Annotated in this window: 15 protein-coding genes; 11 read left to right on the forward strand and 4 right to left on the reverse strand. The window is 40.4% G+C overall.

Annotated elements, in window-relative coordinates; all coding sequences use genetic code 11:
- The first annotated feature begins 119 nt into the window (after nucleotides 1-119).
- From N480_RS10790 to N480_RS10805, 4 genes are all read left to right on the forward strand, one after another.
- Nucleotides 120-887, forward strand: a complete 768-nt coding sequence (locus N480_RS10790; RefSeq protein WP_063380873.1) for a hypothetical protein — start codon at nucleotides 120-122, stop codon at nucleotides 885-887.
- Nucleotides 888-3,560 (forward strand): antiviral RADAR system adenosine triphosphatase RdrA, encoded by a 2,673-nt coding sequence (gene rdrA / locus N480_RS10795; RefSeq protein ID WP_063372515.1) that lies wholly within the window; start codon nucleotides 888-890, stop codon nucleotides 3,558-3,560.
- A 3-nt stretch (nucleotides 3,561-3,563) separates the two neighbouring features.
- Nucleotides 3,564-6,137, forward strand: a complete 2,574-nt coding sequence (gene rdrB, locus N480_RS10800; RefSeq protein ID WP_063372516.1) for an antiviral RADAR system adenosine deaminase RdrB — start codon at nucleotides 3,564-3,566, stop codon at nucleotides 6,135-6,137.
- A 312-nt stretch (nucleotides 6,138-6,449) separates the two neighbouring features.
- Complete coding sequence (locus tag N480_RS10805) at nucleotides 6,450-7,010, forward strand: DM9 repeat-containing protein (protein ID WP_081225433.1); 561 nt, start codon at nucleotides 6,450-6,452, stop codon at nucleotides 7,008-7,010.
- Between the two features lie 77 nt (nucleotides 7,011-7,087).
- On the opposite strand, the gene N480_RS10810 is transcribed toward N480_RS10805, so the two are convergent.
- A complete protein-coding gene (locus N480_RS10810; RefSeq protein ID WP_063372518.1) occupies nucleotides 7,088-7,600 on the reverse strand; it encodes a GNAT family N-acetyltransferase in 513 nt (170 codons plus the stop codon).
- A gap of 296 nt (nucleotides 7,601-7,896) precedes the next feature.
- Between N480_RS10810 and N480_RS10815 the strand changes: the two genes are divergently transcribed.
- Nucleotides 7,897-8,742 carry an enoyl-CoA hydratase/isomerase family protein gene (locus N480_RS10815; protein ID WP_063372519.1) on the forward strand — a complete coding sequence of 282 codons (846 nt, stop codon included), beginning with the start codon at nucleotides 7,897-7,899 and terminating at the stop codon, nucleotides 8,740-8,742.
- Between the two features lie 147 nt (nucleotides 8,743-8,889).
- On the opposite strand, the gene N480_RS10820 is transcribed toward N480_RS10815, so the two are convergent.
- Together N480_RS10820 and N480_RS10825 are read right to left on the reverse strand one after the other, a co-directional pair.
- Nucleotides 8,890-9,534, reverse strand: coding sequence for a hypothetical protein (locus N480_RS10820; RefSeq protein ID WP_063372520.1), 645 nt, complete (start codon nucleotides 9,532-9,534; stop codon nucleotides 8,890-8,892).
- A 587-nt stretch (nucleotides 9,535-10,121) separates the two neighbouring features.
- Nucleotides 10,122-10,661, reverse strand: a complete 540-nt coding sequence (locus tag N480_RS10825; RefSeq protein WP_063372521.1) for a TetR/AcrR family transcriptional regulator — start codon at nucleotides 10,659-10,661, stop codon at nucleotides 10,122-10,124.
- Between the two features lie 138 nt (nucleotides 10,662-10,799).
- Between N480_RS10825 and N480_RS10830 the strand changes: the two genes are divergently transcribed.
- From N480_RS10830 to N480_RS10855, 6 genes are read left to right on the forward strand one after another with little or no spacing between them, the layout of a single operon-like run.
- Nucleotides 10,800-11,321, forward strand: a complete 522-nt coding sequence (locus N480_RS10830) for an HPP family protein (protein ID WP_063372522.1) — start codon at nucleotides 10,800-10,802, stop codon at nucleotides 11,319-11,321.
- A gap of 28 nt (nucleotides 11,322-11,349) precedes the next feature.
- Nucleotides 11,350-11,739, forward strand: coding sequence for a tautomerase family protein (locus N480_RS10835; RefSeq protein WP_155732821.1), 390 nt, complete (start codon nucleotides 11,350-11,352; stop codon nucleotides 11,737-11,739).
- Nucleotide 11,740: 1 nt separating this feature from the next.
- On the forward strand, nucleotides 11,741-12,145 hold the full coding sequence (locus N480_RS10840; RefSeq protein WP_081225432.1) for a cupin domain-containing protein: 405 nt from the start codon (nucleotides 11,741-11,743) through the stop codon (nucleotides 12,143-12,145).
- Nucleotide 12,146: 1 nt separating this feature from the next.
- Entirely contained in the window at nucleotides 12,147-13,610 is a 1,464-nt protein-coding gene (locus N480_RS10845; RefSeq protein WP_063372524.1) for a malonate decarboxylase subunit alpha, read from the forward strand.
- Nucleotides 13,611-13,620: 10 nt separating this feature from the next.
- Nucleotides 13,621-15,147 carry an FAD/NAD(P)-binding protein gene (locus N480_RS10850; protein WP_063372525.1) on the forward strand — a complete coding sequence of 509 codons (1,527 nt, stop codon included), beginning with the start codon at nucleotides 13,621-13,623 and terminating at the stop codon, nucleotides 15,145-15,147.
- A 29-nt stretch (nucleotides 15,148-15,176) separates the two neighbouring features.
- A complete protein-coding gene (locus tag N480_RS10855) occupies nucleotides 15,177-16,292 on the forward strand; it encodes a pyridoxal-phosphate-dependent aminotransferase family protein (protein ID WP_063372526.1) in 1,116 nt (371 codons plus the stop codon).
- A gap of 478 nt (nucleotides 16,293-16,770) precedes the next feature.
- Here the strand turns inward: N480_RS10855 and N480_RS10860 are convergent, their stop codons facing one another.
- Nucleotides 16,771-18,630 carry an ATP-dependent nuclease gene (locus N480_RS10860; RefSeq protein WP_063372527.1) on the reverse strand — a complete coding sequence of 620 codons (1,860 nt, stop codon included), beginning with the start codon at nucleotides 18,628-18,630 and terminating at the stop codon, nucleotides 16,771-16,773.
- Nucleotides 18,631-18,734 lie beyond the last annotated feature (104 nt).

Here is an 18,734-nt window from a genome sequence, read left to right on the forward strand (position 1 = left end):
TCTGGTTAACCCATTGCTTACACGTGAAATTTACATTATTTTGTACGCAACTTTATAAAAAACTTCATTCTGAAATGTATTCGTTGCCTTTCAGAGTTATTAAATGCAGTGAGGGGTTGATGGGTAGCCAAAGGTACCAAGGATATATAAAGCACGTTGATAGTGACGATCCAGTAATTAGCGAGATTAACTGGTTTATAGATACCGTATATATGCCCGCTCACAAGCGAGCAGATAAAAGCAGCAAGGCGACAAGAACCTTGTCTGTTTTGTTTTCTATCTGGGCGTTCACTTTCTTGGGCGTTTTTGGTGTTGCAGAGTTTATTCCAAATCTTCAGGTGTTTACACAAAGCGTTATTTGGGATGGATTCGACTTTAACTGGGTGGCGCTAGCTGCATTACCCTCATTTATTTTAGCGGTGTGTGTAAGTTTCAGAAATTACCCCTTCAAACATAGCGATAATATATTTGTCGGTGAAGATGAATACATATGGCGCATAAAGCAATCACTTGTACTTGCCTCATTTAACCTCGTTTTTTTAGTGACTTTATTATTTGCATTTACCAAACCGCTTATTTGTTTATTGGGTATAACCAGCGCTGCTGGTTTTTTGTTGACTTACATGAGTAATCGATTGTTCGGTTTTACCTCTAGCTCAATTAGAAATCAAACCATGGTATTTCGTTTGGAGCGCCTTAAGCGCGAATATGAGGTGGCACGTCATAACGCTGGGAAGTTTGAAGTCGATCGTGTGAGAGCTGAGACATTTAAGCAATTGTTTGCAATGGTAGATGACATGATCGACCGTAGAGACAGAGAAATTTTAGGCGACCACTACAAGGTCCACAACAGTGCCTTTGATTTAGTAAAAGGATTAAAAAAATAAATGGCAATCAAATATATATTAGATCTGACAAAAGAAGAGTACCGCGATGACTTTGTCGGCGCGGACAAATCTCAGCCAGTAAAGTACAGAGAATTTTGGCAGTTTGAAGCGAGGGAAAAGCTTGTAAACAACCTTGCGTCATTTTTGAATGATGCGAAACAATATAGGCAGTCTCGAAGTGAAGACAAAAATAAAACCTGGCTGTCGCACAATGCGATATTAGTAACGGGTCAACGCGGCACGGGTAAAACGGTCTTTTTAAGAAACGTGAAAAGCATGTGGCGTGCAGCGATGCAAGAAAGAGATGATGTTCACGCAAATGAGATTTTCTTTCTCGACGCCATTGATCCGACCATGCTTGTGGACAACGACAATTTTGCGAATGTGATTATCGCGCAAATTTATAGTGAAGTTGAGTCAAAGTTTAACAGTAGTAACTGCTGCAATGGCAATCAAAAGAGCGAAGCCCAAAAAGGCGACTTTTATAAACGATTAAAGATATTGGCAGATGCCCTTGGCAAAAAAGAAGAGTTTGAAGGGTGCACGGGTGTCGACAAAATTTTGCAATATAAATCGGGCATTAATATTGAGAAGTACTTTCATCAATTTGTAGAATCTGCGATTCAAATATTGGGCTGTAATGCTTTAGCACTGCCAATTGATGACGTAGATATGGCGCTTGAACGGGCTTATGAAGTTGTTGACGAAGTAAGACGATTGCTTGGCTGCCCATACATCATCCCAATTGTAAGTGGCGATTACAATTTGTATGAGAAAATGACCAATATTCACTTTGACGAAAAAGTCTATCGTAACGCTGCATGTCGTGTTGATCAGGATGAGTATGCAAAAGAGCTGACCAAAGCCTACTTGGCTAAGGTCTTTCCCAATCATATGCGTATATCGCTGTTACCAATTAGTTATATCTCACCATCGTTGCAGATCCGTGTTAGTAAACAAGAAAGTCTTGTTGAGTACTACTCATATCGTGAACACAAGCGCAATATTTTTGCGCAATTCTACCCATTATGTTTGAACGAGGAAGCACTATACAAGTGGCCTGAGCCAGAGTTTGCGAGAGAGTTTACTCAGTTCATTCGTGCTATTGCACCCCATGAGGTGGAGTATGCGTTGCAGGGTGACCGTGCAACCAGTTATGAACTATGGAAAAACTTTATAAATTGGGCTGAGCAAAAACAAAGTGGTGTCGCGTATACCAATGCGGATTCGCTGCTGACTTTGCACAATATTGATGAAGACGATTCCTTCAACATCATGGACCTGCCGAGCTTTAACCCTAAGCTGCAAATACGAAAAGAGCACTTAGTGTGGGAAGAAAAGCGATTTTTAGCATCGCAATTGAAATCGCTGGGTGAGGGAGGGCAGTGGCAAGTTGAAAATAAAGCTTTGCTTGAAGCCGCATTTGATAAAGCGGACAACACACTTAAGAGCATGCCGCCGCTCGAGTTTTTCCACCATAGCTGTTCTATATCGCTAGCAGAGAAAGCGGCTGCGATGAGAGAAGGTGAAGAAGAACCAGCCGCTTATATTGAAAAAATATCAAACTCAAATGGCAAAGAAACTATTACGCCGTACAACTTAAATGCGGTGTTACTGGATATTTATGCCTATGGCGATATGTATTCAAAGCTTGGAAATAATTACCAGTTTGTGTGTTTAAGTCGCGCTTTTGAAATTATTTTATATTCGTTTACCAAGTACGATAGCGAAAATAAAACAACCGAAACACTGGCCAAGATTCTACATCGCCGTCCTTTTTATAGCATCTTTAATATGGCACCGACTAAGATGATCACAGGTGACAGAGAGGATGATGAAGACGAGTCGTTTGAAGCTGAATTGCAGGAGAGTAAGCTATACACGGCAAACTTGCTAAATGCACAAATTCAAGACTGGAAAGTTGAGCACAAAGCGCTTTTTGAAAGTTTGAGTGGTGAGCAGTTAATCCCGATATTCTCGTATATTTTTAATAAAGTATTTACTGCTTTTCATGTGTTTAAGTTTGAAAACTTTGTTAAGCAGAGCAGTGGGGCAGACGAGCATTTAACCGATTTTATCAAGCGTTTTGAGTACATGATGGTTAACGCTGCATATACTGCAATGATTGAAGGAACGGCGGTGCAAGCAAGTGTTGCTATTACAAGTAATTTAGAAACACTGAGAAGTCATATTCAGTTTAATCGATATGACCGTGTATTGAGCAGAAACCGCAAAATCTTTGCAGAACAACAAACGAACAAAGACAGCATAACCACGCTATTTGTAAAGGCGCTCGAGTCTCACCCGCTCTTTACGATGATTCAATCGCAGTTAGAAAGCGATACGCTCATTGAGCCAAGGATCCGTTTAGGTGCCAGCTCACGCCGCAGACCAAAACAAGTGGTGTATGGCAATACCAAAGTGTCACCTCGATTAGAGAAGCAAATTCAGAAGTTCTTTAAAGCGCACTCAGAAATATTAGACCCTAGAATTTCGACGGTAAAACGCATTAAAGACGAGTTAGATACTTACCTTGATCTTGAAGAAAAAGCCAGAGAGTTGTTTGAGAAATATGTTCTGCCTGAAGGGCTGGATTATATCGAAATGGAAGAAATATCGGGCGACAGGGTTAATAACTTTATCGTAGCGCTGTTTGAGCTGTTCACAGAGTAATCTATGTTAATAGTTAACGATAGTATTTTATGTGACGTTGCGTTTTTATCGTCTGATTTGGAACTTTACACCTCCCGTTTAGAACGTGAGGGGTTAGCCAAAGGTCAGGTTCAGCGACTTTGTAAAAGTGTTAGAGCATTTCAGCCTTATATATTTCGCAACCTCAGAAATGAAGATATTGAGTATCAAGCGAGCGCGTTTGGCTATGACCAAAGCCCAAGTGTTGCTTCAGTGTTGTCTCGGCTTGCTAACACATACTTAGAGTGGCAAGGTAGTCACTTTGAAGTGAAACCGCATAAGTTAGAGCAATGGCTGGAGCTTTTATCATTACTTGATGGGAGTTGGATTATTGCACAGGCCTATAGCGATCTGGCGGCAGACCACGGTGTGAGTACGCAAGATATTCTCAATTGTATAGTGCAATGGCAATGTCCGCATGCGCTTGCAAATGACCGAGCTGATAAGCGGTTTGCCGACAACCATGCCCATTTGGGGGGACATGGTCACACAGGCCCTTCGCTTTTAAGTTTTTCGTTATATGGTCAAACGATTCAAGACAAGCGGTGGCCAACAAGACCCGAGTACACCTTGTTTGAAAGTGGTTTATTAAACAAGCTTGAACTGCCAGCATGGAGCTATCAATTGTCGAGCCGATTAGTTGAGTTTGCCTTCACGCTGGACGAGCAATCGTTAAATGTCGACCTAAACCATTTAACGTTTGATAGCGATAGTGATAATGCCTTGTACTTTCTTACAACGAATCAAGCGCGTACCTTATCTCAACAGGCGCTGCTGCAATCGCATTGCAAACCTGTACGCTCAGATATTCGTTGGTTATTGTACTGCGTTGGTATTTTGAATATTGGTGAGCAAGCACAATCGCTCGTAGAGCGCTTTGTGCGCGTGTCAAATATTCTTCGCAACTACATGATTGTGTGGGGAACTGGGCTGGGTCAGTTTGTAGAATCATTTGGGTTTTCTGGACGTAAACAAAGGGGCAGCTTACACCAAAATAATGCACGCATAGATGCGCTTGCCACAGATATCGACCCTAGGACATATCGTGAATTTAGAGTCGCCCCAGGTTTGGTGGTGAATAATGAAGGTGATGTGTCTACCGGCGCGCTACAAAAGGGTTTGCAAGCAGCTTTAAAGCACGCACTGGCTGAGAACATTCACTTTGTAATCCATTTTTCACGCTCTATAAAGCGCGGTCGCTCAGCCCGTGAGGATAAGTTTCAAAAGCAAGTCAGATTGGAGCTAAAGCAACAAGTTGCTGCATTAAAGCAATTTAAAGGCTCTGTTAAGTTTTCTGATGCTGAAGTGCATGCATTTGATTTTAAACAGCGTGGTATCACAACTGACAGCATCGACTTGAGAAAAGCAATTCGAGGCTATGATGTTGCGGGTAATGAAAATGAGTTACCGATAGAAACTTTTGCCCCTGCACTCAGAGCGATGCGCAGTGCAAAGCACGCGAGTATGAGTATGTTTAGCATACGCATTGAAAGGCCTTTTTTAACGGTCCATTCAGGTGAAGACTACAGCCATTTGCTAAGTGGCCTGCGCGCAATTGATGAAGCAGTGTATTTTTGTGACTTTAAAATGGGTGACAGGCTGGGGCATGGCTTGGCACTGGGCGTTGACCCAATTGCTTGGGCTGATAGACAAAAAACAGCGTATATAAGCTTGGGAGATCATCTAGATAACTTAGTTTGGTGCTATCAAAAAGCGTTAGAAGTAACTCAACATGCACCAGAATTTGCAGGTGTTCTACAACTTCTGCAAGACAAAATACACTTTTGGTCAAAGCATTTATACAAGGACACGGATCACACCTATACCGTGAGAGACTTTTTTGAAGCGTGGAAATTAAGACGAAATTGCCCAGAGACACATGATCTGGAAGCTTTAAGTGAGTCTTCTCTTGAAATTGAGCATTTAAACCCGTTGCATCGAGATTGGCTTATCGACTTTGACCGAGGGTCATCATCGGCTGTCTCTGAAGTTGCTTTTAAACTTTGGAAACAATACACCTCTGCTCACATTGTAAAAGGCCATTATTTTGAAAAGCGTGAAAAAACGGTCATTGTGCATTGTGAGCCAAGGCAAGGGGAAGAACCGTTTCGAGTCGAAGATGGCATATATTATGACTCAGTTTCAAAAGCAGAGTTAAACCTGTTTGAAGCCATTCAAGACATGCAAATGGAAAAGTACGCGGCGCAGGGCATTATCATTGAAGCGTGTCCAACTTCTAATATTTATATTGGCCGTTTTGAGCACTATCATGAACACCCTGTGTTTAGATGGGATCCGCCTAATCAATCTTTATTGGAGAAAGGCCAACAGTACAACCGATTTGGCTTAAGAAAAGGCTCTATTACCGTATGCGTAAATACAGATGACGCAGCACTAATGCCCACAACGATTCAAAATGAGCATCGAGTTCTTCAAAAAGCTGCGGTTGATCATCATGGTGTGGGGGTCAATAAAGCTGAAGATTGGATAGAAAGAATGCGTCGCAAAGGCCTAGAAATATTTACCAGTAACCACTTAAATTGGGTCAATGACATCTAGTTATTGGCCCCAATTCGATTTCTTGCCCCCTTAATTTATGTGCGTAATGACACATCCTACCGAGATGAATTATTGTGTTTATCGAAGAGTCGTACTGCGACGATTTAAGCCATGGAGTTTTTAGAATCTAAATTATATTGTTATAAATTATAGGTTTAACCTTAATTTACCCAATTTAACTACAGTTTCACTTTGTTTTTCTTGTCTGGAATACTCGGATATTTTAACAATATTCGAGCAGCTCAAGGAGCGTTGGCCTGTGCCACGACCCGCTGTAAAACGTTCTTAAAAATTGAATTGCGAGAATAAACAATGAATAAAAGCATACTCCCCCGAATTTGCCTAATGATTGCCTCGATTGCGGTATGTGGCTCTGCTGTCGCGTACTCTAATCCACATTCATGGGGCGATACTGGTTGGAAAGATCACGATAAAGTTGCATTTAACGATGGCTATGGTGTCTACGCTGGTAAGCACGACGCCAATACTTCAGTTTATGTTTGTAGCTATAAAAACTTGCCAGGGAAATTAGTGAACAACAAATGCTATGTCAGTAAATATGGCTATGAGCTAGGTTCTCACGACTATAAAATACTGCTTACTAAATTTGGCAGCCTAGTATGGGACAGCCGCCTTCATGGCCCTTATGTACACGGCGTATTTCCGGACCGTATCAGAAACAACGCCGTTATTGGCGGTAACGAAGGATATGACGTGTTTATCTGTAAGGGTCAACATGGCGACCACACAGTGGTCGGTAAATTTGTGCGTGGTCATGGCTGTTACTACGGTCTAGGTGGACGGGAATTTTTACTAAAAGTCAGTGAAGATAAATTCTCTGTGCTAACCGATAGGCTAGGTTGGACTCGTTAATATATATTAAGAAATTTAAAAACCGTATCCATATCAAGCTCCGCCAGTAACCCCCTGGCGGGGCTTTTTAGTGAGGTTTATGCGTCGCTTTCGCAATAAAACCCCTCGTGATAAGTGACATTACAAGCTGGGATGCACTCGCCAAAACTTTGCATTTGAAAGTACTCAGCGGGCACACCTTCAAGCACCATCCCCAACTCCGCTTTAAAACCAAATCGGGTGTAATAAGAAGGTTCACCCAGTACCACACAACCTTGTGCTTGGTTGGACTGCAAATGCACTAAAGCTTGGTTGATTAACTTTGACCCAACCTTTTGCCCTTGAAATTCAGGTAACACCGAAACGGGGCCCAGTCCAAACCAGCCACTCATTCCATTTGATAATTCAACAGGAGATATTGCAACATGGCCAATAACGCGCCCATCAAGTTCAGCAACCAACGACAGAGTTAAGGCACCTGCTTTACGTAGCGCGTTCACAACAAAGTGTTCGCATTGGTTTGAATGTTCAGCATTAGCAAAGGCTTGCTTAGTAACAGATTCAATCTCTGCAATGTCGTCATTGCATTCTTTTCGAAAAATAATATTCATAGCTTGCTCTCATGATTGTGTCGTGTGAGGTAAGAAGGCGTATCGCCTCAGGATTGGAGGGACTGTAAACTATAAAGTTATAGACAGGTCAATGGGTTTAAACTAGCTAAGTTAAATCGCTGGGCTTTAACAATGAGTGCTTGCTGTATTTTGGGCAGCCGAGAATGGCATGATTTATTATAAACAAAAACTATAAACTCAATCATTTTTATGGTGGATTATAAATCATATGAGTGGGTGTTACGCTTTATTCCAGAGTTTACTACTTTTACCTAGTAACATGTTTGGAGATCATTATGGTTTATGAAAATTACACGACATTTAAGGCTAAACAGAATCAAGCTGTGCTGACAGTTAGCTTTGATTTTGCACCAGTCAACATTCAAGGCATTCCCATGTTGGATGACCTTAATCGTTTGTCTGAAACGCTCGAGAACGACAAAAGTGTAAAAGTGGTTGTTTTTCAATCTGCCCATCCAGAAATTTTTGTTGCTCATGCCGATACAAACTTTCTAAAAGATATGTCTACTCAGGCGGTGTCGAGAGAAGAGGTTGAATTACTTTATTTGCAGAAAGTTTTGCAGCGAGTCAGTGCTTTGCCACAAGCCACCATTGCAAAAGTGGAAGGGTTTGCGCGTGGAGGTGGTCATGAATTTATGCTTGCTTGTGACATGCGTTTTGCTGCTCGTGGTAAAGCTAAATTTATGCAAATGGAGGTCGGAATGGGAATTTTACCATGTGGTGGTGGTGCATCCCGAATGGCTCGGCAGGTAGGGTTAGGGCGAGCATTGGAGATCATTTTGAGTGCACGTGATTTTGATGCTGACCAAGCGCAAGCGTATGGCACGATTAACCAAGCACTGGATGCGGATAAAATTGGTCCTTATGTAGAAGAGTTGGCTAATCGAATCAGTCAATTTCCTGCGGAATCAATAGAAGCCTGCAAGCGCGCTGTATATGCCTCAATTGACACGCCAATTGAAGATGCACTTAAAGAAGAAGCTTACTGGTTGTATCAATCGATGAGCAAAACACCAGCACAAAAACGTTTTCAGTATGCTGACGATAATGGCGCGCAAAATAGCATGGACAATCAGCGCAATTGGGACCAATTAGTGATGGGCATTCAAGACGTAAAATAGTGGCAAACAAAAAGTGCAGCTACTAGCTGCACTTGGGTTATTTACGACATTGCAAAATGGCGTTTTATATTAGTGTCATAGTTGATATTTATATGTTGTACATCTAGATGTCTCACTACTAAAAACAATAGAGGACCTGTACAGCTGTTATTCTTTTTTAGCTTTAATTAAAGCGGATTCGGCTTTCAACATATCTGCTTTTGCTCTTACAAGTGCAGCTTCTGCTTCGATTTTCTTTACCGCAACTTTATTCTCGTCTAATTTATATTTAGCGGTAAGTTCCTGCTGGATTAATTTAGATGACTTGTCGACTAAGCTATCAAATTTAGTTTTTAGTGTTTGTTTATCAAGTTGGTTGCTCAAATGCGCCTGACATAGGGCATACCAACCATCTCTAAGCATTTGCAACCCTTGTGTGCGTTCAAATAATTTACCAAAGTTAGTTGTTACATCCTTTGTGATATTTGCCTTTGCATTCAAGTTTGCCTTTGCTAAATCTAGCTGTTGCTCTTTATTTAGCCCCTCAACAGCAAAGTTTGTATTTAGATCTGCGGTTAATTTACTCACTATATTTTCTGCAATATCGGGGGAAGGTTCTGCGCAGAACGTATTTTCTTTTTTATTAACTACCACGACTCGGCGTTCAGCAGTAGTGGCAATAACTCCAACTCCATTTCTAATAATATTTCCACCAGAAGTTACCTCAATTACAGGGTTCTCTTTTGGAGAGTAAAACATCGAGCTACACCCAGAGATCAAAATTGAAGATATTACAAGAGGTATGGCTTTCATTGTCTGATCCTTAGTTATTTTAGGTTTTTAAGCCACATTATGTGTGTTTAAATTTTGTGTCAAGATGTTGCTTTTAAGTTGATAGTATTTAGGGTCGCAGTGAGTGATTTGAGTTAGAACTAGACATAAAACAATACAAAGCCATTACAAGCCAATTGAAGATGCATTTAAAGAAGAAGCTTACTGGTTGTATCAATCAATGAGCAAAACACCAGCACAAAAACGTTTTCAGTATGCTGACGATAATGGCGCGCAAAATAGCATGGACAATCAGCGCAATTGGGACCAATTAGTGATGGGCATTCAAGACGTGAAATAGTCGCAAACAAAAAGTGCAGCTACTAGCTGCACTTGGGCCATTCATGACACTGAAAAGCGGCGTTCGTTTTTTAGTGTTTTCGCCATCAATGTGGGTTTTGTATGCTTTACTCTGGACTTTCTTACTATGAAAAATAATAGAGAAAAACAAGCTGCAATTAATGTTTGGTGTTGGTTTTCACAGATGCAATTACATCGACGTACAGCTTATGATTAATTAACTGTACATTGATGTAACAAGGCGTGGCAGGGGTTTTAAGAGATAGTAATCACGCCAGTAGCTTAAGTAGTGCGGACTTGTACAGTGCTTTATTATCTAAAATGTTTTCAAATTTTGCGCGAATAATAAGCCCTTCTATGAATGTCATTATCACCTCGGGTTTGTCTTGTGTTTGATCTGGCTCTTGCCCCATTGCTCGGGACACTAAATTGAGTAACCAACGTTTGTGATCTAAAGCGATTCGGCTGATGCTTTCATCTCGATTTTTAAACTCGGCTAGGGCGTTCATAAACATGCACCCTTCAAAATGCGACGTTGAAAACCACTCGAAGTGCCAATCTAGAATGGCGCTTAATTTTTCTTGTCGTGTTTCGATCTCACTTATGGCGAGTTCAAGCGAGTCTTGAAATCTTAAGTGTCGTCTATTTAGTACTGCCTCAACTAGGCCGTTCTTATCACCAAAATGTCTGTAAATCGTTGTTTTTGAAACTTTTGCTTCATCTCTAATCAAATCAACTCCCACAGCGGTGTATCCATTTCGATTAAATAGGTCTTCAGCTACGTCCAAAATGTGTTGTTCTACTTTCATCTAATATCCTAAAAAATTGCTTGCGCGAAAGTGTACAGATCTGTACCTTTCGTGATGTGTACAGATCTGTACATTAATGATAGCACATTAACGATGAACTATAACGCCTCGTGACGCATGAGGTGTAGGAGAAACGCTATGAGGAAATTTTCTGGAGGAGGAGCTTTACCGCCCAAGGTTAAGTTCATTGAGTTACTAAGGGGATTTACTGGAGGGGTTGTTGGAATTTGGGGGCTTTTCTTTATTTCTAGCTTAACGCAATACCCATTATTAATGGCACCGTTCGGCGCCACCTGTGTAATTTTATTTGCTGCGTCAGCCTCACCCTTAGCACAGCCTCGCAATGTCATTGGTGGTCACTTTATTTCTGCGCTAATAGGGCTTGTAGCATTTTTGGTATTTGGAGATGCGCCTTGGGTAATGGCTGTTTCAGTTGGTTTGGCTATTTCTGCGATGCAGTTTTTTAGGGTTGTTCATCCACCAGCAGGTGCAAACCCAATAGTGATTATTCTTGCCGGAAGTTATCACTTTGACTTTCTGATTTTTCCTGTTTTGTTTGGCAGTTTGTTTTTAGTGGGAATTGCTTCACTGATAAACAACATAGGAATTGGGAAGAAGTGGCCTATTTATTGGTATGGATCTTCAAGCAAGCAGCAGTAAGCAAACCTCTTATAAGGAAATAATCGAAATGCCAATTTTAACTGTTACTACCAATCAAACATTATTACCAGCGATTAAAGAAAAGCTCGCAATATCTTTGAGTGCGCTGACGCAAACTTATCTCGAAAAACGTCCAGAGTTGATCAATGTCGTTATCTATGAAAATAACGGAGATTGGTACAGTCATGGCAAGCCAAGCGAAGACTTTCAATTTTACTTACAGATTGTCATTACAGAGGGGGCAAATTCCGAATCGCAAAAAGCAGCATGGCTCAGACACACTTGGCTCTTATTTGAAGAAATTTTTATAAATGTAAATAACCTCCCCAATTACATCAGTATTGAAGAGCAACCCGCAATTAATTGGGGATACAACGGACAATCACAAGCATCAAGGCTGAACAAACAAGGAGAATAAAATGAAGTTTAATTCACCACCTGAGACAAATGACCGCATCGTAAAACTCGGTTTTTCATCTGATATTGAAATCTCTGATGAGATTGAATTTAGTCCGTATCAACGAGGGCTAAGAGAGGGGGTCGATATCGCTGTATTATTTGATGAAACCAAAGCAAACCCGACCGGAGCAGATTGCGCATTTTTGCGATACGAAGCTGGTGCGTATGTACCAGGGCACGTGCATATGGGGTATGAAACGGTACTTGTACTACAGGGTGACTATATTGAAAATGGTCAAACTTTTACACCCGGTTCTTTTATTGTCCGTGCGCCAGGAACCTGCCACAGCATGGCATCAGAAAATGGTTGTTTGATCTTAGCCTCTAGATATAAGCCGGTTAAGCAGTTGACGGAGAGTACATAGCATGGAAATCGTCACGGCGAATTATGTTGCAAGTCTAATCGAAAGTAATAGCACGGTGATACCGGGTGGGTTTGGATGCTGTGGGCACCCCGACTTATATACTGAAGCTTTGTATCGAAGATATGAAAACGAATCTCTTCCTAGAGATCTTACCTTATTTTTTGCTTCAGGTGCAGGTGATAAAAACGGTAAAGGCCTAGATAAATTATCGGCCAATGGGTTAGTGAAAAAGGCTATTGGCGGATTTTGGGGGTTTTGTCCTGCGTTGGCGAAAAAAGCTAAAACCGGCGACATTGAAGGGCACAATTGGCCAATGGGTGTCATTAGCCACCTTTTTAGGGATATAGCAAGAGGCGCTGCTGGCCACACAACCCATATAGGTCTGGGCAGCTATATTGATCCGTGTATCGAAGGCGGTGGAATTCATAAAAGTAAGGATTCGTTGGTTTCGAAAGTCGAGCTTAGGGGGCAAGAGTTACTTTTTTACCCTGCTTTATCGATTGATTTTGCGCTTTTACGCGGCACCAAAGCTGATAAAAAAGGCAATATTTGCATGAGTGAAGAAGTGGCTTATCACGACGCTTTACAACAAGCCATGGCCGCAAAAAATAGTGGCGGGAAAGTTGCGGTTCAAGTTAAAGAAATTGTCGAAAAGCTACCCTGTAGAGATGTGCAAATTCCGGCTCACTTAGTTGATTTTGTCACGCTCAATGAAGACGCAGGGACACATCCTTCGAGCTATGGTGAGTTGACTACACAGCCAGAGATAAAAACAATCAGCAAAGCAAAAGAGCGCATTGTATCTAGAGCTTTAGCCGAACTGCCAAAGCAAAAATCATGTGTGAATTTAGGCATTGGTATCCCTGCTTTACTCGGCAAACATATTAATGAAATAAATAGAGAAAGCAGCATTAGTGTTGAATCAGGCGTTTTTAACGGCGAACCAAAATACGATTTGTCATTTGGCGCAGCGATAGATCCAGATGCAATAATTGGTCAGTCTGACTTGTTTGCATTCTACGATGGAGGCGGGGTGGATATTGCTTTTCTCGGTTTTGCTGAAATTGATTCTAAAGGCTGTGTAAATGCAAGCTTATTAGGCGAGAAAATAAATGGCGTCGGTGGTTTCATTAATATTGCGCAATCAGCAAAGAAATTAGTGTTTTGTGGAACACTTACAACGGGCTCTTTAAATGTAGAAATAAATAACAATCAACTATGTATTTTAAATGAAGGGACGATAAAAAAGTTTGTAAAAAAAGCACAGCAAATAACAATAGATTTAACACACCCAGTGTATTGCAATAAGGAGATTTTAGTCATTACAGAAAGAGCGGTTTTCTCCTTTAAAAATAATCACCTTGAGCTTGTTGAAAAAGCAAACGGATTTAGTGAGCAAGATATACAAAGCTACATCGAATACCCAATCTATAGCAACTCATCACTCACAACAATAAATACTTAGCAGGGATACCATGAACTCTACACTAGCAATCATCGGCGGCGGAGCATCAAGCATTGCATTTATTGATGCATTTATTGAAAAGCATCAATCAAATTCATCGGATTTAATAAAAATAACGGTGTTTGAAAAATCCAAGGACTTGGGGCCTGGAAATGCATATCAAGGTGACGCTCAGTCAAATTTACTAAATACCAAAGCTGGCTATATTACCGTTTTTAAAGATAAACCCGGAGATTTTTTTGAATGGTTAAACTTGTATAGATATCGTTGGCAACCTCTGTATCCTAATTTAGAGATCAGTGAGCACACATATGCACCGCGACCTTTATTCGGTATGTATATGGCCAATGCGTTTGACCGCATTGTCAAAAAAGCATTCATGAAAAATATCATAGTAAAAGTGATAAGAAGTGAAGTTATTCAATTAAAAGAGAAAACCGATCAACTATCTGTAACATTAAAAACGGCAACGCAAAAAAATTACGAATTTGATAGTGTGGTTATCGCCTGCGGTACGCTGTCTAAGTCGCCATTCTCGCCACCAATAAGTTCAAAAGTGCATCATACGCCTTATCCAATTTCAACCTTATGCAATAAGGTCGAAAAAGACGATAACGTAGCCATAATTGGTGCGAGGTTAAGCGCAATTGATGCTGTGGTCGGTTTAATAGAAAGTGGCCACACAGGAAAAATTACCCTGTACTCTAGAAGCCACCTTTTCCCATTTGTGCGTGGAACTCAAGGGCGATATAAAAATACATTCTTGTCAGCGAAATATATAAGAGAGCGTTATACATCTTTGACACTCGCAGATCTGGCCGAATTATTTAACAAAGAAATTAATTTGTATCATCAAAAGAACCCTGGTGAAAGCAAAGAAAGTATCGTATTTCCGCCGCCCCCCATTAAAGACCTCGGTGAGTTTCTATCAAAAGAAATGAGCAAAGCTGATATGAATAGAGGCTGGCAAGCCGTTTTATATGATACGAATGCAATTTTAGCATTAGTATGGGAAATGCTTGTAATTGAAGATAAAGAGCTATTTATCTCAAGTATGATGTCAGCAGCCATGTCTATGCGAGTTTCAATACCTCGTGAAAATGCTTTGAAAATCAAAAGCTATTTAGATAATGGCCAACTGGAATACATTGGTGGCGAAACGCAAATAAATACCTGTATTGACAATACTTTATCTGTAACATCTCTGTCGGGCACGTCTTCTGTGGACTCTATAATTTATGCAGTGGGTAGCCCAAGAGACATATATTTATCAGACTCTGAACTGCTGCGTCATATGGTGGATAGTGGACTTGCAAAGCCTCATAAATTTGGCGGGATAGACGTATGTACTGAAACCTATGCTTTATTAAATAAAGATGAAGTCATTAGCCCTTCAGTGTATGCAATTGGGGAGGTTACTCATGGCTGTTTTCTATTCACTAGTGCACTAGATATTATTGTTAGGCACGCGAACAATTGCGCACAGACCATTCATAGCAAGTTGATAGAACAAACTGCGCCACTATTAGAAGTTTAAATTAATAAATACAATAAAGGAGAGTGTCGATGCTAGACACGTTTAACCCAACTTCACGTGTTTTAATGGGCCCCGGACCATCAAATGTTTCACCAAGAGTGCTGGGGGCTTTGGCTAAGCCTACGATTGGCCATTTAGATCCGCAGTTTATTCAACTGATGGATGAAATAAAGACATTATTGCAGTATGCCTTTGCAACAAAGAATGAGTTTACCATCGCTTTATCTGCTCCGGGCTCGGCAGGGATGGAAGCGTGTATTGTCAATTTAATTGAACCAGGTGATAAGATCGTTGTATGTATAAACGGCGTTTTTGGTGGCAGATTAAAAGAAAACATTGAGAGGGTAGGTGCACAAGCGATTGTTATAGAAGACAATTGGGGTGACCCTGTCTCGGTAGAAAAGGTCGGGTCTGCCTTTTCTTCAAACTCAAATATTAAAGCGCTTGCTTTTGTGCATGCCGAAACGTCAACCGGTGTTTGCTCCGATGCAAAAGCACTGTGCGAAGTGGCTAAAAACTATGGCGCATTAACCATTGTAGATGCTGTAACGTCGTTAGGCGGGAGCGAATTAAAGGTCGATGAATGGGGTATTGATGCCGTTTACTCTGGCTCGCAAAAATGTCTGTCATGTGTGCCTGGTTTGTCTCCAGTTAGCTTTAGTCAAACCGCCGTTGAGGTCATCAAGACACGAAAGTCAAAAGTACAGAGTTGGTTTTTAGATCAATCTTTAGTTATGGGTTACTGGTCTGGCGATGGTAAACGAAGCTACCACCATACCGCACCTATAAACTCTTTATATGCATTACACGAAGCATTGCTCATGCTTAAAGGGGAGGGGTTACGCAATGCGTGGTCACGACATAAGAGATTACATCAACGCCTCAAAAGTGGCATAGAGGAATTGGGAATTGACTTTCTAGTGGATGAACCACATCGATTGCCCCAACTTAATTCATTGGTTATTCCGCAGGGAATTGACGATGTAAAGACCAGAAAATACCTACTAGACACCTATAACTTGGAAATTGGTGCGGGTTTAGGAAAGTTAGCAGGCACCACTTGGAGAGTTGGGTTGATGGGTGCAACAGCCAATGAGCAAAATATAGCCTTGTTATTGTCCGCATTAAAAGACGTTATCAGATAAAGTCACTTGACGTATATGCCCAGATAAGTCTTACCAAAGAAAGTATATATGCTGTTGCTTTCTTTTTTCGTTCTACGATGGCCTTGTTAATCAAATAGGGCATTGCCTTTGAACAAACTTACCATTATCGCCATTTCATTTTAACGGTAACCAGCTACGGCCAGTGACCGTGCCGCAATAAAAAGGGTTTTACAGACACAAAAAAGCCAGTTAAAGAAGTTCTCTAACTGGCTGTTTTATAACACTTAATTTGGTGGGGCTGGGGGGGTTGAACCCCCGTCCAGAAAGCGTTGATAATCGAACACCCATAATAGAAACAATGACTTACCTATTTTTCAATAAGTTAGAATCTTATCGGTTCCATCTATTACTAGCAATTACTAGCTAAAGTGGATGGAAATTGGATGTTTCCAGTTTTATCTGACTAACAGAAATATGTAGTTGCAGTTACAAACCCGCCTAAAATGCTATTCACGCTTTATTCATCTGTAGGTATCACTTCAGGGTGTATTGCTGCATATGTGTCAAATGCGTCTGATATCTCTTCAATATTATTCGCTCTTATTGCTCCATCCGGCAGGCTGTCGTCGTTGTCTAAAACAATTGCATTAAGCAAATTTTTTACTGTTTGATAAATGTTGGGGTCTTTAAGCTTTTCATGAGCATTTTCAGGTTTTCCGCTAGAAACCCTTTCACCAAAATAGGCTGATTCAAAATCTATTTTTGATGAATACACTCGAGAAAATTCAGTTTTTTCTGCAAATATATTTTCATTTACTGTCCAAGCAGGATTTTTGGTTATTTGTTTTCTCGTTACTCTTTTTCTTTCCTTTGTTTCCTCATTAGTCTCCATTCTGCTAACGCCTTTTATAATCTGTTTTGTATCAATGTCATGCAGAACCATATAGTCTTTTTGGAAGTGGTTCAGTATTTTCATAAACATAACAATTTGCGTTTTGCCGTTACACCTTAAGAGAAATATTTTATCGTATTTAGTTTCTCCTTTAGCTTTGGCATCGGAGATAATTTTACCGAATGCGGTAAACTCTGTATCACCTTCAATAAGTAGTACCTTATTTCCAAAGAAGAACTCAAGAACATCTGGGTTTAATAGGTTCAATAGTTTTAGAGATTCGACTTCGTCATCGGAAAAATTAATTTTCTCGGGCTTAAAAATTGTAGTTGCTTTAATGCTTTCACCTATTTGCTCAACGCGAATGATTTTGGTGTGATTGCGAGTTAAGTCAATGAAAGTTGGTGAGTGTGTAGTAACCATTACTTGCCAATTAGGGTTTGTGTCTGCAAGGCTATATAGCATATCTCTAGCTGAACGACTCGCAGCGGGGTGTAAACTCAATTCGGGCTCATCAAGTAACAAAACGTGAGAGTTGGCTCCTTTAATTGGTGCGAACTTTTTTCCGGAAGATTTAGCTTCATAGCCTAGGTCAGCGATTTTTTTGAGTACAGACCATAATAGTGTTCTTCTTGCTCCACTTCCGTGATTTTCAAGAGGGAATTGGCTATTTTGTCTTCCAAATGTGATATTAACCTCTTTGTCTGAAAAAAACTTAAATGGTGGAAGGTCTGTGTCTTCTTCTGTATTCACAGAGATATTAAGTTTATGTTCTGGAATAATATCAGCACTATACGATGAAATGTCTTTAGCTATTTCAGTCAAATCGTCTTTAGTATTGTTAGAGAATTGCTGCTTAAGTGTTTTCAAACTGTCCAGCAGTGTATCGTAGTTGGTAAAATTATTGTCAGCATCATTCTTATAATGTTTTATTTTTTCTTCTAGGAAAACCTCAAGAATGATTTGTTTGATGCTATTTGATTGTTCACTTGGGTCAGCAAATGTTCCAACTAAATGACCTTTTGGCTTTTTACTACGAGCGACATTTGGATTTGACCAAGGCATTCTAGGAGTGTCATTTTCCGTTGCCCAGTCCTCTGTATCGTTTCTCTTTCCGACTCTTTGTGGTTGCTCACCCGGTTTCAGCCAAGTGTATTTTTCATATACCCTATACTGTTTTTGCTCATTACCTTGGTCATCTATTATTGAATCCACTTCAAACTTGAAGTGTTTGCCTGGCAAGTCTTCACCTGAACATATGTATGTAATTTCAATTTGAGGAATATTCTCTTTATTGCAGTTGTGAAAGTCCTCAATTTTCAACCTTTCCGAGTTAATCGCGTCATTATATGCTTTTAGGATTGTACTCTTTCCGAAGTTATTCCCACCCACCAAAATAACAATGTCGTCAAGCTCAATTGTTACGGCCTCTTCACCTATAGAGCGATAGTTCTTCACTGTGAAGCTCTCTAATCTAATTGCCATTTAAATGTTCCTTTTACTTATATTTAACCTAATTAACATGGCAATATATTCTCAATTTCGCATTAAGTACAATTAAATAATTCCTTTCTGTGGTGGTTGTGTGT

Origin of the sequence: Pseudoalteromonas luteoviolacea S2607, from assembly GCF_001625575.1 — a bacterium.
GTDB lineage: Bacteria > Pseudomonadota > Gammaproteobacteria > Enterobacterales > Alteromonadaceae > Pseudoalteromonas > Pseudoalteromonas luteoviolacea_E.

What these genes read in the sequence shown, in the direction of transcription:
- rdrA (WP_063372515.1), top strand. Translation starts at nt 888, where the DNA reads ATGGCAATCAAATATATATTAGATCTGACAAAAGAAGAGTACCGCGAT.
- N480_RS10845 (WP_063372524.1), top strand. Translation starts at nt 12,147, where the DNA reads ATGGAAATCGTCACGGCGAATTATGTTGCAAGTCTAATCGAAAGTAAT.
- N480_RS10840 (WP_081225432.1), top strand. Translation starts at nt 11,741, where the DNA reads ATGAAGTTTAATTCACCACCTGAGACAAATGACCGCATCGTAAAACTC.
- N480_RS10790 (WP_063380873.1), top strand. Translation starts at nt 120, where the DNA reads ATGGGTAGCCAAAGGTACCAAGGATATATAAAGCACGTTGATAGTGAC.
- N480_RS10855 (WP_063372526.1), top strand. Translation starts at nt 15,177, where the DNA reads ATGCTAGACACGTTTAACCCAACTTCACGTGTTTTAATGGGCCCCGGA.
- N480_RS10850 (WP_063372525.1), top strand. Translation starts at nt 13,621, where the DNA reads ATGAACTCTACACTAGCAATCATCGGCGGCGGAGCATCAAGCATTGCA.
- N480_RS10835 (WP_155732821.1), top strand. Translation starts at nt 11,350, where the DNA reads ATGCCAATTTTAACTGTTACTACCAATCAAACATTATTACCAGCGATT.
- N480_RS10805 (WP_081225433.1), top strand. Translation starts at nt 6,450, where the DNA reads ATGAATAAAAGCATACTCCCCCGAATTTGCCTAATGATTGCCTCGATT.
- N480_RS10815 (WP_063372519.1), top strand. Translation starts at nt 7,897, where the DNA reads ATGGTTTATGAAAATTACACGACATTTAAGGCTAAACAGAATCAAGCT.
- N480_RS10820 (WP_063372520.1), bottom strand. Translation starts at nt 9,534, where the DNA reads ATGAAAGCCATACCTCTTGTAATATCTTCAATTTTGATCTCTGGGTGT.
- N480_RS10830 (WP_063372522.1), top strand. Translation starts at nt 10,800, where the DNA reads ATGAGGAAATTTTCTGGAGGAGGAGCTTTACCGCCCAAGGTTAAGTTC.
- rdrB (WP_063372516.1), top strand. Translation starts at nt 3,564, where the DNA reads ATGTTAATAGTTAACGATAGTATTTTATGTGACGTTGCGTTTTTATCG.
- N480_RS10810 (WP_063372518.1), bottom strand. Translation starts at nt 7,600, where the DNA reads ATGAATATTATTTTTCGAAAAGAATGCAATGACGACATTGCAGAGATT.
- N480_RS10860 (WP_063372527.1), bottom strand. Translation starts at nt 18,630, where the DNA reads ATGGCAATTAGATTAGAGAGCTTCACAGTGAAGAACTATCGCTCTATA.
- N480_RS10825 (WP_063372521.1), bottom strand. Translation starts at nt 10,661, where the DNA reads ATGAAAGTAGAACAACACATTTTGGACGTAGCTGAAGACCTATTTAAT.